This is a genomic window from Saliphagus sp. GCM10025334 (assembly GCF_042663485.1).
Classification (GTDB): Archaea; Halobacteriota; Halobacteria; order Halobacteriales; family Natrialbaceae; genus Natronosalvus.
Window position 1 is genome coordinate 1,182,648 of record NZ_JBHTAF010000001.1, and the last position, 16,406, is coordinate 1,199,053.

Genomic DNA, 16,406 nt, shown 5'->3' on the forward strand with positions numbered 1-16,406 from the left:
GAACAACGACGATCGAACGGCAGAACCTATGCTCACTCGACCAACCCGGGCCATCCTGATCGCAGCCGTCGGAATCATCCTCGTCCTGAACAGCTTCGCGGCGACCGGGATCGTCGTCGGAGAATCAACGAGCGAACCCACGACACACAGTCGTAACGATGCGGGGGTGATCGAGCCCACCCCCGACACGGTCGATAGCACGTCGTCCGAGACGACGCTCTCGATATCGTCCTCCACGGTCACGTCTATCGTCTTTCTGGCTGGACACGCCCACTCCAGGAGTTCCGATCCGCTGGATCACGACGTCCGTCAGGAGCTTTACGAGACGGTCCACCAGACGGCCGGAATGTACCTCGGTGATCTTCGGGAGTCCCACGACCTTCACCGCTCGACGCTTCGGTATCACCTCGAGGTACTCGAACAGGCGGAGTTACTCGCATCCGTAACGGTATTCGGGAAGCTCTGGTACTATCCCGCCGGAAGCGACACGAACCAGATTCGTGCCGCGCTCACCCACGAACCGACCGGAGACATCCTCGAGACGATCGCTCGCCTCGAACCCGTCAGTGTGACGGATCTAGCGGACGAAGTCGATCGGTCTGACAGCACGGTGTCACACCATCTGGAACGCCTAGAGGCCAAAGGGCTGGTCGAACAGGAACGTGGTAGTACGACGGTACTTTCACGGTTGGCACCAGAGGCCCGTGACGAATTCGAAACGACATCAGAGCTGGGACAGTGGACAGATTGACGAAGAGTCAGTCCCTCCACTACCTCGTTTAATGACCGTTACCTGTCGAGTTTGAAGAATTGGTCAGAACGCCCATATCAAACGGATTCGAACGTCCGGGCATGGAGGGATAACGCGATGAAAATCGTTAATAATCAGTTGCCCTCCTTTCATAAGTCGGCAGATATCTTGCTCGTCGAAGACAACGCCGGCGACGTTCGTCTCACCGAAGAGGCCTTCAAGGACGGTCGAATCGCGAACACGCTCTACGTCGTGAACGACGGCGTTCGCGCCCTCGACTTTCTCTACCAGCGTGGTGAGTACAAGGATGCGCCGCGGCCCCACGTCGTCCTCCTCGATCTGAACCTCCCACGAATGAACGGCGACGAAGTTCTCCAGAAACTTAGATCTGAGCCCGAGTTCGAACGGCTTCCGGTCATCGTCCTGACGACATCAGAAGCGCAACACGACTTCGTGAGATCGATCGTCCCTGAGGCCGACGCCTATCTCGAGAAGCCGGTCGACCCCGACGACTTCATCGACACCGTTCGCACGTTCGAATCCGTCTGGCTCTCGGTCGGCTGGGCGGAAGAACGAGAAGAGTGACGGTTGGTCCGGGCAGTCATCTCTCGACGCGATCAGTCCTCGAGCGTTTCGTCAGTGAACTCGAGCGTCGTCTCACCGTCCGCGTTCCGTTTGTTTCCGTCCCCCGCTAACTCCGCGATGGACGCGTTCTCGAAGAGCAGGCGACGACCGAGCCTCGAGATGCGGTAGGCGGTCGCCTCGTCGTGGGCGACGACCAGGTCGTGCGTCTCGAACGTTCGGCACCGTTTCGTCACGTGCGAGGCCGAGTAGGGCAGATTGAGCGAGAGACTCTCGGGAGTGACCCACCCGAGATGCGTCGCGAGTTCGACCAGAATCGGGCGATCGGACGGGTCCATCCACGCTACGTCGTCGGGCATGCGATACAGGTAGTTCGACACCGTCGCCTCGCTTCAATCTTCGTCGCTGTCGCACGATGTGAGTCTGTAAATCGAACTCGACGAGGTGATCCACACTCCTAACACGCTTGGTAGCGGTTGACGCCGTGCAATACGTTCTCGATTTCGAGACCGCTCGAGACCGACTGCGAACACGTTTACGACCGTCTGCGTCGCACCGTTCAAAAACCGAATCGCGTTCCGGCGTCCGCCACCTTTCAACAGCGAAGGAGTCTCGCCGTTTACGACGGGCGGGAATCGCCTACGCTCCGTTCCGCAACCGCCGTTTGACAGCCGGCCAACTCCCAAATGCATATAATACTACACAACCACATGTGGCATGTGTCATTGAAGCGTACCGCCCGCGTCAAACTCTCCATCCCCGGCGACCGGCGGGACGATCTCAAGCGGACGATGCTCACGTTCCGAGAGGTTGCCCAACGGTTCGCGGATCGGGGCTGGGAACGCGACGAGGACGGCTACGTTATCACATCCAGAACGCGCCTTCAGTCACTCGCCTACAAACAGATCCGCGAGGACACAGAGTTACACTCGGACCTGTGTATCGGTGCGGTCAATCTCGCATCCGAAAGTCTTAGGAGCGCGGTCGAACGCATGAAGGCCGGCAAACGAGCCGGCAAGCCAACGTTCACCGCCCCGACAATGATGTACAACACCAATGCGGTGTCGTACTTCACGGACGGCGACGAACCGGGCTACTGCACGCTCGCGGCCTACGGCGGTCGTGTTCGTGCGGAGTTCGTCTACCCGCCGGACGGAGACTGCCCGCAACGGCAGTATCTCGGTGGCGACGAATGGGAACCGAAAGGCGCGACGCTGCACTACGAACGAGACGACGGCGAGTACTACCTTCACGTCACGGTAGAACGCGACGAGCCGGAAACGGAGTTGGGAGATGCCGAGAACGGAACGGTTCTCGGCGTAGATTTAGGCTTGAAGAATATCGCCGTCACCAGCACGGGGACGTTCTACTCCGGCGGGCTGTTCAACCACCGCCGAGACGAGTATGAACGCATCCGTGGATCGTTGCAACAGACCGGTACGGAATCGGCACACCGAACCATCGAGCAGATGGGGGATCGAGAACGGCGTTGGAACAACAACGTACTGCACCGAATCTCGAAAGCATTGGTCCAAGAGGCTATCGCACACGACTGCTCCGTGATCGCCTTCGAGGACCTGACAGACATTCGAGAGCGGATGCCGGGCGCGAAAGCGTTTCACGGCTGGGCGTTCCGGCGTCTCTACGAATACGTCGAGTACAAAGCTGCCGAGTTCGGTATTCGCATGAAGCAGGTAGATCCGGCGTACACGTCCCAACGTTGCTCGAAGTGTGGGACGACACTCCGCGAGAACCGACCGTCACAAGCGGACTTTTGCTGTCAGAAGTGTGGCTACGAGGTTCACGCCGACTACAACGCCGCGAAGAACGTTGCAACGAAACTACTCCGATCGGGGCAGAAGTCTCCGGTCGGAGGGGCGACCAATCAACTCGCCCTGAAGTCGGGAACGCTGAACGGGAACGGCGATTTCACGCCTGCCTCTTCATAGGCCAGACCGGGAGTTCACCGACAAACGCCGGCCTTCAGGCCGGGGAAGTTGATTATCCGGTCCTGTACAACTTGCCGTTATCGTCGTAACGCGCCTCGAGGATGCGATCGAACTGTTCGTCCGAGAGGTCGACCTCGAGGGCGCCGAGGTTCTCCTCGAGCTGATCGACCGTCCGCGCGCCGATTATCGGAACGCAGTCGAAGTCCGGTTGGTCGATCAACCAGCGAATCGCGACCTGGGCGGGCGAGGCGTCGCACTCGTCGGCAATCTCCCGGACCATCTCGAGGACGTGCCACCCTCGTTCGGAGACGTAGTAATCCAGAAAGCGGTCGTCGAGCTGGGCGCGTGTCCCCTCCGGGGCGTCCAGGTCGTAGGTGTCCTCACCGGCGCGTTCGTACTTGCCGGTCAGGAAACCCCCAGCCAATGGCGAGTACGAACAGACCGCCAGATTCTGGTCGGCACAGACGTCGAGGTACTCGGCGACGTCCTCGTAGTAGGCCGCGTGGAAGAGCGGCTGAGTGACCGTGAACGCCTCGTAGTTGTTGACGTCGGCTTTCCACAGCCCCTTCGTGAGCTTCCAGGCGTCGGCCGTCGAGAGGCCCACGTAGTGGACTTTGCCGTCGCTCACGAGGTCGTCGACGGCCCGAAGCGTCTGCTCGACCGGCGTCTCGTCGTCGAACCGGTGGAGGTAGAGCACGTCGAGGTAGTCCGTCCCGAGGCGCTCGAGCGAGCCCTCGACCTCCGCCCGGACGTTCTTCTTCGAGAGGTTCTCCTGGAAGCGCGAGACGGTCGACCAGAAGCACTTCGAGGCGATGACGTAGTCCTCGCGGTCGCGCTCGTCGAGCCACTCGCCGATCCAGCGCTCGGAATCCCCATCGCCGTAGCCGTTGGCAGTGTCGATGAAGTTCCCGCCCCGATCGGCGAACGCCGACAGCAGGTCGTGAGCCGTCTCGCGATCGGTTTCGAGGACCCCGTTCGATTCCTGGCCGAAGCGCCACGTGCCGAGACAGAGCGGCGAGACCTGGAGTCCCGTCGTTCCGAGTCGTCGGTAGTGCATACAGTGTCACTGCCACTGCGAGCGTGTTAAGGGTTCCATTGGCTAGACTGCAACCGATGCCCCGCCGACGAGTCCAGCGGTCACGAGAAGCCGCCCGAGACTGCCGACGAACGTCGCAATCGCGAATCGCAGGTAGTTCTTCTCGAGGACCGCGAACGCGTAGATCGAGATCGTATCGGGGAAAAAGGGGACCGACAGCGCCAACGCGAGACCGGCGTATCCGTATCGCCGTGCAAGCTGAGTGGATCGTTTCTCCGACCACTCCAGGACGTCCCATCTCGAGTGCCGAACCCAGCGAACGATCGGCCCGGATTGTTTGACCTCTTGGCCGATGTGAAAGGCGAAGACGCTCCCGGCGGCCTTTCCGAGTGCGCTCACGAGCATGATAGTCGAGAGATGTGCCCACGAAGGAAGCCCCAGATCGAGGGGAGCGAGCAGGACGATTTCGCTCGGTCCAGGAAGGACGAACGCAATCAGAAACGAGTAAGCGAATATGATACCCATTCCGGGCCAGCCCGTCGCCGACTCGACGACCGCCTCGAGGTTTCCGCCAATCGCGAGCGACAGTTCGGCTGCGAAGAACGGTGTCAGGTGTATCATGCGGCTTTGTGGGACGTACGTTGAACGTTGTACTCGCTTCGCGTCCAATCGACTCGAACCTGTCGATGCGCGCTCCGGTCGTGCGCCCCGTTCACACACATTTTGTGCCACAGGTCGAGAACGCAGCTCTCGAGGTCGGATACGATTCCGTGTCTGTAACGGTTCGACTCGCTAGGCGAGATTCCCGCGGCGTTGTCGTTGTATGGCGTGTATTGGCGACGCGCATTCACCGTGATCAGAGGGTTTGCTTGCTCCTCGTACACGTTCGGCGAGCGGTGAACGATCCGCGTAATTTTGATCCCTGAAAACTCACATCGCGAGTTCCAGATATTTCAAAACGTTGTATAACGCCGCGTTTATATCATTTAATCATACTATAATAATGTCCTGACGAAGGCGTCCCCCGTTTGGCGAATCGGCCATCATCGACCGAGATTCGCCGTAGTGCGCACCATGACAGGGACTCCAACCGAAGAACAACCGATCGAACAGGATCGTTTCACTGACAGCCCAATTTCGCGTCGAGCGTTTACGCGACTCGCGGCGATAACTGGCGGCGCGATCGCGCTTCCGGGCGTCGCCGCCGGGGGCGTTTCGTCGGCGAAGCTGACGGAGTTTTACGAGTTTGTCGTCATCCACACGCCCGACGACTACGCCGTCTCGACGCTTATTCGCCTCGAGAACGCGAGCGGGTTCGAAGACCTGCGAGCGGCGGGGATCGACGTACGGACGACGACCGACCCCGAGCCAGCGGCCTACGCGGAGTTGACGGCCTCCGACGTGGAGACGGTCGTCGGGCTCGAGTCCGTAACCCGGTTGCAGTTCACCCACGGCGCCAATCCGTTCTGGCGACTCGAGGGCTACCCCGATGGCGTCGTCTTCCCGGACGCCATGGAGAGCGTCGACCACATCGGGTACGAAGAAGCAGTCGCCGGCCTGAATCACCTCGCGGACCGCCACAGCGACCGAATGCGCGCCTACCCGATCGGTGAGTCACCGGGATTCTACAACCACTATCTCGAAGAGACCGACGGGGAAGACGTCTGGATCGCGGAGATCACGAACGACGTTCGCGACGAGGAGACGTTCCAGGAAAAGACGAAGGCGATGTCGGTACTGTCGATCCACGGGGACGAACGCGCCGGTGTCGAGGGAGGAGCCAGATTCATCGAGGGGCTCCTGACCGGCGAGCATCCCGACGTCGAGGCGGTTCTGGACGACGTTGCGCTCGTCTTCGTCTTCCCGAACCCGGACGGCTGGCTGCTGGGCGAACCGCAGTACACGCGAACGGCGGACGACTCGATAGAAGCGTACCTCGACCAGAAAACCCGCGGAAATGCGGGCGTCGGGGACACGAATCGACAGTACCCCACGCTAGGCTGGATCAGTCCGAGCAATTATCCGTCGGAACCCGACGGCGCAAACCTCGTTGACGACGAGCCCGGCATCGACGCCGACGTTCCCCCGGAAATCGCGGAAAACATGCCGGACGGACTGGCGATTGCAGAACACGTCCGGAGCTACCAGAACCTCGAGTACTGCGTCGACCTCCACAATATGGGATGGCCCGAGACGTACTGCTACGGCTTCGTCATCAACGGCGAGTACGATCTCGAGCATCTCAACGCCGCGTACGAACTCAATCGCCGTATCAAGCCACAGTTCGACGAGCGGGTGGGCCCGCTCCTGGAGGAACGGAGACAGGCGATTCTCGACTTCCTGGACGAGGACGAGAGCTCGGACGTGGCGACAGTTCCATTCGAGTACGGTACGCTTCTCTCCACACTGGGATACACCACGACGGGGAGTCTGATGGGATGGATGTCCCAGTCCAGCGAAATGGGCGGACTCGACGTGAAGACCATGGCGTACGAACTGCCGAGCGTCGACCCGGCGGTGCCGGAACTGATCGACATCAACGTCACCGCCTACACCATCGTATTGCGCGAACTCGCGAGACACGCTACTCGAGATGTCGATGTGGACGTCGAAACGAACGGGACGAGGACGGCCTACGTGACGAGTGACGCCCTGACGCGGACGTCCGAATCGCTCTCGTTCGTCGGCGCGGAATCGGACCGAACGCGTACCACGGTCACGGTGGACAGAGATGCGGAGACGGTGACGACCGAAGTCGCTCCGGGAACGAACAGCGTTTCGTTCACCCTGGACCCCGAAATCGACTATCTGAAGGCGACACTACGGGACCCGGACGGATCGGTCGTCGCGCGAGCCAACCAGCTACGCGAACAGCGCGAACGCGTCGAGTGGTTCATCGCCGAGCCGACGCCGGGTGAGTGGACGATCGAACTACAGAACCTGAAAGGGACGGATCGAAACGCCGTGGTGGTCACGGTCGATACGGTCCTGTCGGAGGGGTCCGGGGTCGAGACGCCGGATCCGCGCGACGTCCTCGGCTACGAGCAGCGGACGTACGAATCGACGCCGTTCGATTTCTTCGAGGACTACGTCGACGTCGTCGGGACAGACGGTCGCTCCAACCGGGCACGCGGCCGAAACGGAGGCAACGGTCGCGGGCGCACTGGCAATACGGTGGTCGATCCGATCAGCGTGGCCGATGTTCGTAACGGGGCGCTTTTCGAGGGGAACAGTGATACCCTCGCCTACGACAATCTCGTCGTCATCCACACGGACGGGAAGGGCGACGAAGCGTACGTGGACGCCTTGGATCGGTTCGTCGATGCGGGCGGAAACGTGGTGTTGACGGACACCGGCGTCGAGCTGCTTTCGTCAATGGACAACGACCTCGTCTCTGAGTTTTCTGCCGCGGCGATCACCGAACAGGAGGTGTACGTCGCACAACTCACGGAGAAGAATCTCGAGCACCCGCTGCTCTCCGGGACGCGCGAGATCCAGCGAGAACTGTGGAAGCCCTCACCGCTCGGGTATCCAGGTGACTTCTCGGGCGCCTCTCCGATGACTGTCATCGATCCGGAGGCGTTCGAAAGCGCCAGCGGGACCGTTGCAGGGTACTGTCACGAGAACGTGTTCGCCCCGGTCCCGGACGACCCGCCGGCCGTGGTCGGATCTATCACGAACGGCCGTGAAGTAGGTGCCGTCCACGTGATCGGGAGCCTCCTGCCGCCAGCTACCCAGACGCAGCTACACCCGTTCGGGATGGAGGACTACACCGCCTCCTTCTTCGGGCAAACGCTGTTGATGAACGCGCTCGGCCACCGGCAGCGCCGACTCGTGAACGGGGAGGAAGTGCCGACCAGCGACGACTAGGCGTCGTTCCTCCTTTTCTTCGTCGCCGTGGCCGAAAAGTGGCTACCACCGGAAATCGTACACTGACTGAAGAGCTGGGGTACCTCCTCACAGGACGGGCACATCGCGAGGACGGTTCCGAGATCCAGCGTTATCGAAACATTCCCCGCGCCTGCATCGGTTCTTCTTGCTGGTCCTGACCCTGGGGCTGCATCTGCTGGGCGAGTTGTTGTTTCTGGCGCTGAATCTCCTCGGCTTGCTCGCGAAGTTCGTCGGTGTCGACGTCGAACTCGACGAGCGGCTCGAGCGCGTTCTCGATGACGGACCGCGCCGCGGCCGGGTCGGGGACTCGCGGATCCGCACGGACGAGCAGAAGTGCTGCCGGCACGTCCGCCTGGTGACACCCGGAGACGAGTGCGCCGGTCACGCCGCCGACGGCCCCGGAGTCCGCCGCGAGTTCGACGCCCGCTTCCTCGAGTTCGTCCCGCAAGGATTCGGTCGTCGCGGCGCCGATGACCTCCCCCCGTTGCTCTTCGGACTGGGCGGGCGCCCCGGCGAGGAAGATCGCCCGGCTAAAGTCGTCGGCCAGTTCGTCCAGCACGCACCGGCTCAGGTCGGCGAACGCGTCTTCCGGGATCGGCACGTCGCTCTGGAGGGTGAGGACGTCGGGATCCGTCCCGCCGTATACGCGAACAGTGTCCTGGACGAGTCCGTCCGCGAACGAGGCGACGGGCGGAAACGAACCGGACCGGATCGCTCCGTACTGTTCGAGTCCTAGCTGGTCGGTGAGTTGATCGACCGCGATCGAAGCGACCAGCCCGTGTCCTGGCAGTCCCTCAATCAGGGTCGGTTGCGCCGCGTCGGGGTCGGACGACCGGTGGAATTCGACTCCGTCAGGGGTTGGCGTCATACCTGGTGGACTATACCAGCCCGTCACATATGCGTGGGGGGACGAGACAGGCCACTCGACGAGTCTCCAGAAGGTCGATCCAGCAGTGCCCCATAGGGTTCGAAAACGGCGAGAACGCGTTCGGCGCCTCACTTCCGTCCGTTTCGGTCGGCTAGGGCCAGCGCCCCGTACAGCCCGATGAAGTCCCCGAGGGGCGTCACCTCGAGCGCGGGTCGATCCACGAACAGATAGTCGTCGAGGTGAGTCTCGATGGTCTCGAGGAGGACGTCGGCATTGTTCAGCGCGACGCCGCCACCCACGGTCACCAGCCCCGGATCGTGGGCGTTACAGATCCCGCCCAGGCCCGCGGCGTTCAGCCGGCCGATTCGCTCGAGGAAGTCCTCGGCAACCTGGTCGCCGGCGTCGACGGCCTCGAACACCGCCTCGGCGGTCACGGTCTCGTGATCGAGCGTCGTCTCCCGGGACTCCTCCGCGAGCAGGGAGCGAACGTACTGTTCGATTCCTCGTCCGGAGCAGTAGGCCTCCCACGCCCCGCGCACGCCGCAGCTCTCGAGGTCCCCGTCTGCGACGATCGGTAGCAGGCCGACCTCGCCGGCGTGACCGTGTTCGCCCCGGAGCAGGTGCCCGCGCTCGACGACACCACCGCCGATTCCGGTTCCGAAGGTGACGTGGGCGACCGTGCGGTAGTCCCCGTCTGCGCCGGCGCCGAAGGCGTATTCCCCGAGTGCTGAGGCGGTACAGTCGTTCGCGACCGCCGTCGGAAGGCCGAACGACGCCTCGATTCGCTCGGCGAGTCGGACCTGCGGAACGGTCTCCCCGCCAGGCGTGTCGAACGAAAAGACCGTGCCCGCGTCGTCGACGAGGCCGGCCGTGGCGATGCCGACCGCGTCGAGGTCGCCGTCCACCTTTGCGGCCAGGCGCTCGAGTGCCTCGAGCGTCTGGGTCTCGAGTTCGTACGGTCGTGTCGGTTCGGTCGTGACTTCCTCCAGGAATCCTTCAGACGGCGATCCGAGAACGGAGCGAAAATTCGTACTGCCAATGCCAAAGACGGCTATCCGATCCATTGGACTCGAAAAATCGGTAAGGGGGTAAAGGTATGCTGATACTAAGCGGGTGTGAGCGTCGAGAACATCGTTCCCCAAACCACCGGCGTAGGCGTCGAATTGAGGAATTTCACGCCTAATTGACCTCATTAGTGACTCGTTAGTGAGACAGTTCCCGTCGGGACTCGAGTTTACGAGTCTCGAGGCGGTTCTGCCAGGTACCTCAGGTAGAAAGCACGAAAGCGACCGAAGCGCCAGAGTCAGCGAGAGAGATTTGTTCACTCGAGCCCGGATCGATTCCCTGCTCGATCGTTCTAACAGGCTATTACCCCGTTCGTTCCGCAAAACTAGCGAGAAGCTGTAGATCCTTCCGAACGCAGGAACGAACAGCGTAACCGACCATAGCGATCCGTAAACCACCGATGACTCCACGTTACGGCGCTCGTACTTACGGCCGACGGCCGCACAGTCACGTCTCGAGATGGCCCCCGCGATCGTTCACTTCCTCGTCGGTGCCTCGCTCGTCCTCCTCGTGGCAGCGCCACTGGCGGCCCGGTACGACATCGACGGACGGTGGCCACTGTGGCTGGTCGTGATCGGCGGCATCTGGGGTCTGGGTCCGGACATCTACCACGTTACGCCGGTGCACCAGGCTCAGCTCGAGGCCTTCCACAATACCGCGTGGGCCGACCTGTTCGCGTTTCACCACACCCTCGACCGGCCGTTCGTCCGCGCACGGTACGATGCCAGCGTATTCGGCGCCATCGCGCTCTTCCTGGGTGCGGTGAGTGTGTACACAATCGCGGACGTGCTGGATCCGTGGCGGGAGACGGGAACTGGCGAGCCAGCACGGCCGACGCTGGCGTCTCCGTCGTTGCTGTTTCTCAGCGCGGCGATCCTCGGTGGGCTCGTGAGCCTGCTCGTGTACGCGGCGTTCGCCTGATCGGTGGCCCCTCGCACAACAGTAACGCACGTCCGTTTCAGGCACTCAGGAGACGCCGATCCCCCGGTCACCTCGAGGGCGTGGTGCTCGAACGCGTCGTACGAGTCACGCCGGTCTGATTCGAGTGTGTCGAACGCGAAATACGAGATTAGGGAAGATAGTCGATTGGTTGCCCGTGGTTAGGGGGTCAAAGCTAAGACATCTTGTTCGAAACTACTACGATAGATATGGCAATAGATGACACGTTACGACCGAGTCGTCGGAAGGTGCTTACGTACACTGGAGCTGCAGGGGTGGCAGCTGTCGCCGGGTGCATCAGTACGACGGACGAGGAGGGCAATGGAAACGGGAACGGAAACGGCAATGGGAACGGCGACGACGATGGAAACGGCAACGGAAACGGCAACGGCAACGGGGACGCCAACGGAGACGTCTACGAGATCGGAATGGTCGACTCCCTGACCGGCTCGCTGGCCGACTTCGGCGAACGAAACCAGCGCGCGAAGGACCTGGCGCTCGAGCACGTCAACGAGGTGGGAGTCGGTGGCGGCGAACTCGAGATCATCGTCGAGGACTCAGAAAGCGAGAGTCAGGCCGGCGTCTCGGCCGCCCAGAAACTGGTCAACCAGGACAACGTGCCGTTTCTCATCGGCGCGGTCGGATCGGGCGTCTCGCTGTCGATTTACGAGAGCGTGATCCAGGACACGGAGGTCGTCCAGTTGAGCCAGAACTCGACGGGACTCGGACTGACGGATTTCCCCGGACTGCTCCGAATGTCCCCGAGCGGGCGAACACAATCGATCGCCCTCGCGGACATCATCGCGGAGGACGGCTACGACGAAGTCGCAGTCACGTACATCAACGACGAGTTCGGCGAAAGTCTCTACGACGCGTTCGAGGAGGCCTACGAGGGCGAGATCGCCTACGATAGCGCCCACAACGCCGAGGAAGCGTCGTACTCGAGTCTGGTTTCGGAGATGAACAGCTCCGAGGCCGAGGCGTGGCTCTGTATCACCTACCAGCAGGAGTTCGCGACGATGGTGACCGATATGTTCGAGAGCGGGTACGAACCACAGCTCTACGGTGCCGACTCGAACCGCGGGGACACCGTCATCGAAAACACGCCGGAAGGCAGCATGGACGGGATGAAACTCGTCGAGCCGGCAGCCCCGGAAGACCAGGACAACTACCAGGACTTCGCGGCGGCCTTCGAGGAGGAGTACGACGAGGCCCCCACGGCCTGGTCGGCCTTCGCCTACGATTGCGTGGTGACGGCCGCGCTCTCGATCGCGGCTGCCGACGACTTCTCCGGCGAGGCGCTCGGCGAGGTCGTCCGCGACGTCACGCGTCCCGAGGGCGAGGAGGTGTTCACCTACGAGGACGCTCACGCGATCCTGGCCGACGGCGGGTCGGCGTCTGACATCGACTATCAGGGGGTCAGCGGACCGATCGATTTTGACGAGAACGGCGACCCGCGGGGCAGTCTCGTCGTCTTCGAAGTCCAGGACCACGACTACGAGGCGATCGAGTTCCGGCAGTCGTAGTCCCATCCAATGTCTGTCATCGAATTTGCGGCCAACGGCGTCGTCTACAGCAGCATCATCGTTCTCGGGAGCATCGGCCTCGCGATCATCTACTCCATCGCCGGCTTCGCCAACTTCGCCCACGGCGATACCATGACGGTCGGCGGGTACGCGGCGTTCGTCGCCTTCGGCGCGATCGGTGGCCTCGGCGCAACCGTCCTCGCGCTGCCAGTCGGCTTTTTCGTCGCCTTGCTAGTCGGCATTGCAGTTGCCGCCGCCGTCGCTATTATCACCGAGAAAATCGTCTACGAGCCCCTGGACATCGGCTCCATCGGCCTCCTCATCACCTCGATCGGGGTTGCGTTCGTCTACCGGGCGCTGATCCAACTCGGCTTCGGTGCCGGTCGGAACCAGTTCGACATTCCCGCCCAGCGGCCGATCGAGGAGCTGATCGCCTACGGCGTCCGGGTCACCCCCCACGACCTCGCCATCGTCATTTCCGCGCTCGTTCTCGTCGTCGGCGTTCACGTCCTGCTCCAGTACACCGATCTCGGGCGCAAGATGCGGGCGATGGCCGACAACCCCGACCTCGCTCGAGCCAGCGGCATCCGAACCCACCGGATCAAGCTGTGGTCGTGGGTCCTCGGCGCGGGACTGGCGGGGGCGGGCGGCGCGTTCCTGGGGCTCTACAACGCCCTGACGCCGCGGGTGGGATTTAGCGTCCTGCTGGTTATCTTCGCCGCGGTGATCCTCGGCGGGATCGGCTCGGTGTACGGCGCGATGCTCGGGGGCTTTCTCATCGGCATGGTCGTCGAGATGACACCGCTGCTCTCTCGCGTAGGCATCCCGATTGGTGTCGACTACGGCCCCGCGGTCGCGTTCGTGATCATGGTCGTCGTCTTGCTCGTTCGTCCGACCGGCATCGCCGGCGACGGAACCGCGGGCGGGGAGGGGATCTGACGTGACCGATCGATTCGATTTCGGGGCTTACTGGTCGAATCTGACGAACGCGGAAAAGCGTCTCACTATGGCGCTGAGCGTCCTCGTCTTTGGGTTGGTGATCGCACTTCTCACCGGCGCTCTCGGCGCCTCGTACTTTCTGTTCCTGTTCGGACTGGGCGGGATGTATGCGTTGCTCTCGCTGGGACTCAACAGCCAGTGGGGGTTCACCGGTCTGATCAACTTCAGCGTCGCCGCCTTCTTCGGCATCGGCGCCTACGGCGCGGCGCTGATGACCGGGAGCAACTCGCCGATCGCCGGCGGGTTCAATCCGATTTTCGGGCTCGCTATCGGGCTAGTGCTGGCCGCGATTGTCGCCGTTGCCATCGGCATCCCGACGCTTCGTCTACGGGCCGATTACCTCGCTATCGCCACACTCGGACTGGCGGAAGTGCTCCGGCTGGTCTTGCAGAACGAACGCCAGTGGACCAACGGCAGTGCCGGGATTCGCGGCATTCCCAGTTTCTTCGACGGGTGGCCGCTCCTCGGCGAGTTCCCGCAGTGGATGCCCGGTCTCGAGATCGCCATCGTCCCGGGATCGCCTGTAATCCTCGGGACGCCGTTCTGGCGCCAGTTGCTCAACGTGACGCTGTTGCTGGGGTTTCTGGGCGCGGCGTTTTTGATCCTCCGGCGGGCCCAGCGCTCGCCGTGGGGGCGACTGCAGCGCACGATTCGGGCCGACGAGGACCTGGCGAAGGCACTCGGGAAGAACACGTACAGCTACAAGATGCAGGCGTTCGTGCTGGGCAGTCTCATCATGGCGCTTGCGGGCGTCTTCTACGCTCACCTCAACCTCTTCGTCAACCCGGGCGACCTCGATCCGATCACGACGTTCTACGTCTGGGTCGCGGTTATTCTCGGCGGCAGCGGCTCGAATCGCGGGGCCTTGCTCGGCGGGTTCGTCGTCGTCGCCATCCGGGAAGGGGCCCGGTTCGCGAACGACATTTCCTGGCTGCCCCTCGACGCGGCACCGTTGCGGCTGCTGATGATCGGCCTCTTGATCATCCTGATCATGCGATTCCGGCCACAGGGAATTCTCCCGCCGCAGCGAGAGTTGATCTGGCCGAGCGCAATCGGTCGCGAGGCACCGTCCCGACCCGATCGCGGCGTGCCACAGTCCAACGGCGGTGAAATCGATGAGTGAATCCACAGCCAACGCTCGAACGAACGCCCACATGGCGAAAAACGACGTTCTCCTCCGCGTCGAGGACCTCCAGAAGTCCTTCGGCGCGTTGCAGGTGACCGACCACGCGAGCTTCGCGGTCGAACGCGGCTCGATCACCGGCCTCATCGGGCCGAACGGGGCCGGCAAGTCGACCATCTTCAATCTCATCTCGGGCTTTTACGAGCCCGAGGGGGGGACGGTCACCGTCGACGGTACCGACGTCACTGGGTTAGAACCCTACGAGGTCGCCACCCACGGCCTCATCCGGACGTTCCAGACTCCCCGCAAGGTCGAGGGGATGACCGTCCGCGAGGCGATGCTCGTCGGGCCCCAGAACCAGCCCGGCGAGTCGTTCTTCGAGCTGTTCACCGCCCCCTCGAGGGTCGGCGAGGCTGAACGTGAGAACATCGAGCGCGTCGAGCGGATCCTCGAGGAGTTCGAGATCGATCATCTCGCGACCCAGCCCGCGACGGACCTCTCGGGCGGACAGATGAAACTGGTCGAACTGGCTCGGGCGATGCTCGCCGAGCCCGAAATATTGCTGCTCGACGAGCCGGTCGCCGGAGTGAACCCGACGCTGGCGAACAAGCTAGCCGTCCAGATCGAGCGGCTCAACGACCAGGGAATCACGTTCTTGATCATCGAACACGACATGGAGTTCATCATGAACCTCGCAGATCCGATCATCGTCCTGGATCAGGGGAGCGTCCTCACGGAAGGCCGACCCGACGAGATTCGCGCGAACGACCGCGTCATCGACGCCTATCTCGGTGGTGGCGCGTGAGCGCGACTCGAGACCTCGAGGATGGGACGATCGCGGCCGAAAACGCCGTCCTCAGCCTCGAGGGGGTCGACAGCGGCTACGGCGAAGTGCAGGTACTCGACGACTGCTCATTGCACCTCGATTCGGGCGAGATCGTCTGCCTGATCGGCCCGAACGGGGCCGGGAAATCGACCGTCCTCAAGACGGCCTTCGGGATGCTGACGCCGTGGACGGGCACCGTCCGCTATCACGGCGAGGACATCGGCGGCATGGCTCCAGAAGATATCGTCCGGGAGGGAATCGGCTACGTTCCCCAGACCGAGAACGTCTTCGGCTCGCTCACCATCGCCGAGAACCTCCGGATGGGGGGCGTCGCTCGAAACGACGACCTCGGGCCGGTACTCGGGGAGTTGTACGAGCGATTCCCGCTTCTGGAGGAAAAGCGCACGCAGAAAGCCCGGAACCTCTCGGGCGGCCAGCGCCAGATCCTCGCGCTCGCTCGAGCGCTGGTGATGGAGCCCGACGTTCTCCTCATCGACGAGCCCTCGGCCGGACTCGCGCCGAACACGGCCGACGACGTGTTCGCCGAGGTCCAGACCGTCAACGAGATGGACACGTCGATCCTGATGGTCGAACAGAACGCCAAGAAGGGACTGGGTATTTCCGACCGCGGCTACGTCCTCGACCAGGGTAGCGTCCGGTTCGAGGGCCGCGCCGACGCGCTGCTCGAGGACGACGAGGTCGGTAGGCTCTACCTGGGCGGCTAATCTCCTCGATTCCCCGCTACGCTGGGCGGCTGACCACATCGATTGGCCCCGCACCTACAATCGCAGGCGCTCACACTGCGTTTCTCACCCGTTAGATCAGCCGTAGCTCTCGAGTTCATCGAGACT

General features: G+C 62.6%; 15 protein-coding genes. 10 read left to right on the forward strand and 5 right to left on the reverse strand.

From position 1 onward, the window contains the following. Positions 1–28: 28 nt before the first annotated feature. Complete coding sequence (locus tag ACFQO4_RS05535) at positions 29–751, forward strand: winged helix-turn-helix transcriptional regulator (RefSeq protein ID WP_500259950.1); 723 nt, start codon at positions 29–31, stop codon at positions 749–751. 117 nt (positions 752–868) lie between these two features. Further along, positions 869–1,336, forward strand: coding sequence for a response regulator (locus tag ACFQO4_RS05540; RefSeq protein WP_500259951.1), 468 nt, complete (start codon positions 869–871; stop codon positions 1,334–1,336). 32 nt (positions 1,337–1,368) lie between these two features. Here the strand turns inward: ACFQO4_RS05540 and ACFQO4_RS05545 are convergent, their stop codons facing one another. Then, the gene (locus ACFQO4_RS05545; protein ID WP_500259952.1) at positions 1,369–1,692 is read right to left on the reverse strand and encodes a winged helix-turn-helix domain-containing protein; all 324 of its coding nucleotides are present in this window, start codon (positions 1,690–1,692) and stop codon (positions 1,369–1,371) included. A 351-nt stretch (positions 1,693–2,043) separates the two neighbouring features. Here ACFQO4_RS05545 and ACFQO4_RS05550 point away from each other — a divergent pair, with 351 nt between their 5' ends. Continuing rightward, entirely contained in the window at positions 2,044–3,282 is a 1,239-nt protein-coding gene (locus ACFQO4_RS05550) for an RNA-guided endonuclease InsQ/TnpB family protein (protein WP_500259953.1), read from the forward strand. Positions 3,283–3,334: 52 nt separating this feature from the next. Here the strand turns inward: ACFQO4_RS05550 and ACFQO4_RS05555 are convergent, their stop codons facing one another. Continuing rightward, positions 3,335–4,339 carry an aldo/keto reductase gene (locus ACFQO4_RS05555; protein WP_500259954.1) on the reverse strand — a complete coding sequence of 335 codons (1,005 nt, stop codon included), beginning with the start codon at positions 4,337–4,339 and terminating at the stop codon, positions 3,335–3,337. Between the two features lie 42 nt (positions 4,340–4,381). Beyond that, the gene (locus ACFQO4_RS05560; protein ID WP_500259955.1) at positions 4,382–4,939 is read right to left on the reverse strand and encodes a YqaA family protein; all 558 of its coding nucleotides are present in this window, start codon (positions 4,937–4,939) and stop codon (positions 4,382–4,384) included. Between the two features lie 453 nt (positions 4,940–5,392). Here ACFQO4_RS05560 and ACFQO4_RS05565 point away from each other — a divergent pair, with 453 nt between their 5' ends. After that, entirely contained in the window at positions 5,393–8,188 is a 2,796-nt protein-coding gene (locus ACFQO4_RS05565) for a M14 family zinc carboxypeptidase (RefSeq protein ID WP_500259956.1), read from the forward strand. Between the two features lie 130 nt (positions 8,189–8,318). Here ACFQO4_RS05565 and ACFQO4_RS05570 read toward each other — a convergent pair whose 3' ends face one another. Both ACFQO4_RS05570 and ACFQO4_RS05575 read right to left on the reverse strand, forming a co-directional pair. After that, positions 8,319–9,077: a proteasome assembly chaperone family protein gene (locus ACFQO4_RS05570; RefSeq protein WP_500259957.1), complete on the reverse strand. Its 759-nt coding sequence runs from the start codon at positions 9,075–9,077 to the stop codon at positions 8,319–8,321. A gap of 128 nt (positions 9,078–9,205) precedes the next feature. After that, positions 9,206–10,141 carry an ROK family protein gene (locus ACFQO4_RS05575; protein ID WP_500259958.1) on the reverse strand — a complete coding sequence of 312 codons (936 nt, stop codon included), beginning with the start codon at positions 10,139–10,141 and terminating at the stop codon, positions 9,206–9,208. Positions 10,142–10,601: 460 nt separating this feature from the next. Here ACFQO4_RS05575 and ACFQO4_RS05580 point away from each other — a divergent pair, with 460 nt between their 5' ends. From ACFQO4_RS05580 to ACFQO4_RS05605, 6 genes are all read left to right on the forward strand, one after another. Then, complete coding sequence (locus tag ACFQO4_RS05580) at positions 10,602–11,063, forward strand: hypothetical protein (protein ID WP_500259959.1); 462 nt, start codon at positions 10,602–10,604, stop codon at positions 11,061–11,063. Positions 11,064–11,290: 227 nt separating this feature from the next. Next, a complete protein-coding gene (locus ACFQO4_RS05585) occupies positions 11,291–12,607 on the forward strand; it encodes an ABC transporter substrate-binding protein (RefSeq protein ID WP_500259960.1) in 1,317 nt (438 codons plus the stop codon). A gap of 9 nt (positions 12,608–12,616) precedes the next feature. Then, complete coding sequence (locus ACFQO4_RS05590; protein WP_500259961.1) at positions 12,617–13,546, forward strand: branched-chain amino acid ABC transporter permease; 930 nt, start codon at positions 12,617–12,619, stop codon at positions 13,544–13,546. 67 nt (positions 13,547–13,613) lie between these two features. Continuing rightward, complete coding sequence (locus ACFQO4_RS05595; protein WP_500260466.1) at positions 13,614–14,729, forward strand: branched-chain amino acid ABC transporter permease; 1,116 nt, start codon at positions 13,614–13,616, stop codon at positions 14,727–14,729. Continuing rightward, complete coding sequence (locus ACFQO4_RS05600) at positions 14,722–15,534, forward strand: ABC transporter ATP-binding protein (protein ID WP_500259962.1); 813 nt, start codon at positions 14,722–14,724, stop codon at positions 15,532–15,534. Before ACFQO4_RS05595 ends, ACFQO4_RS05600 begins: the two co-directional genes overlap by 8 nt. Further along, the gene (locus tag ACFQO4_RS05605; RefSeq protein ID WP_500259963.1) at positions 15,531–16,280 is read left to right on the forward strand and encodes an ABC transporter ATP-binding protein; all 750 of its coding nucleotides are present in this window, start codon (positions 15,531–15,533) and stop codon (positions 16,278–16,280) included. The genes ACFQO4_RS05600 and ACFQO4_RS05605 overlap by 4 nt, the downstream gene beginning before the upstream one ends. Positions 16,281–16,406: the final 126 nt, after the last annotated feature.

What these genes read in the sequence shown, in the direction of transcription:
- ACFQO4_RS05535 (WP_500259950.1), top strand. Translation starts at nt 29, where the DNA reads ATGCTCACTCGACCAACCCGGGCCATCCTGATCGCAGCCGTCGGAATC.
- ACFQO4_RS05540 (WP_500259951.1), top strand. Translation starts at nt 869, where the DNA reads ATGAAAATCGTTAATAATCAGTTGCCCTCCTTTCATAAGTCGGCAGAT.
- ACFQO4_RS05545 (WP_500259952.1), bottom strand. Translation starts at nt 1,692, where the DNA reads ATGCCCGACGACGTAGCGTGGATGGACCCGTCCGATCGCCCGATTCTG.
- ACFQO4_RS05550 (WP_500259953.1), top strand. Translation starts at nt 2,044, where the DNA reads ATGTGGCATGTGTCATTGAAGCGTACCGCCCGCGTCAAACTCTCCATC.
- ACFQO4_RS05555 (WP_500259954.1), bottom strand. Translation starts at nt 4,339, where the DNA reads ATGCACTACCGACGACTCGGAACGACGGGACTCCAGGTCTCGCCGCTC.
- ACFQO4_RS05560 (WP_500259955.1), bottom strand. Translation starts at nt 4,939, where the DNA reads ATGATACACCTGACACCGTTCTTCGCAGCCGAACTGTCGCTCGCGATT.
- ACFQO4_RS05565 (WP_500259956.1), top strand. Translation starts at nt 5,393, where the DNA reads ATGACAGGGACTCCAACCGAAGAACAACCGATCGAACAGGATCGTTTC.
- ACFQO4_RS05570 (WP_500259957.1), bottom strand. Translation starts at nt 9,077, where the DNA reads ATGACGCCAACCCCTGACGGAGTCGAATTCCACCGGTCGTCCGACCCC.
- ACFQO4_RS05575 (WP_500259958.1), bottom strand. Translation starts at nt 10,141, where the DNA reads ATGGATCGGATAGCCGTCTTTGGCATTGGCAGTACGAATTTTCGCTCC.
- ACFQO4_RS05580 (WP_500259959.1), top strand. Translation starts at nt 10,602, where the DNA reads ATGGCCCCCGCGATCGTTCACTTCCTCGTCGGTGCCTCGCTCGTCCTC.
- ACFQO4_RS05585 (WP_500259960.1), top strand. Translation starts at nt 11,291, where the DNA reads ATGGCAATAGATGACACGTTACGACCGAGTCGTCGGAAGGTGCTTACG.
- ACFQO4_RS05590 (WP_500259961.1), top strand. Translation starts at nt 12,617, where the DNA reads ATGTCTGTCATCGAATTTGCGGCCAACGGCGTCGTCTACAGCAGCATC.
- ACFQO4_RS05595 (WP_500260466.1), top strand. Translation starts at nt 13,614, where the DNA reads ATGGCGCTGAGCGTCCTCGTCTTTGGGTTGGTGATCGCACTTCTCACC.
- ACFQO4_RS05600 (WP_500259962.1), top strand. Translation starts at nt 14,722, where the DNA reads ATGAGTGAATCCACAGCCAACGCTCGAACGAACGCCCACATGGCGAAA.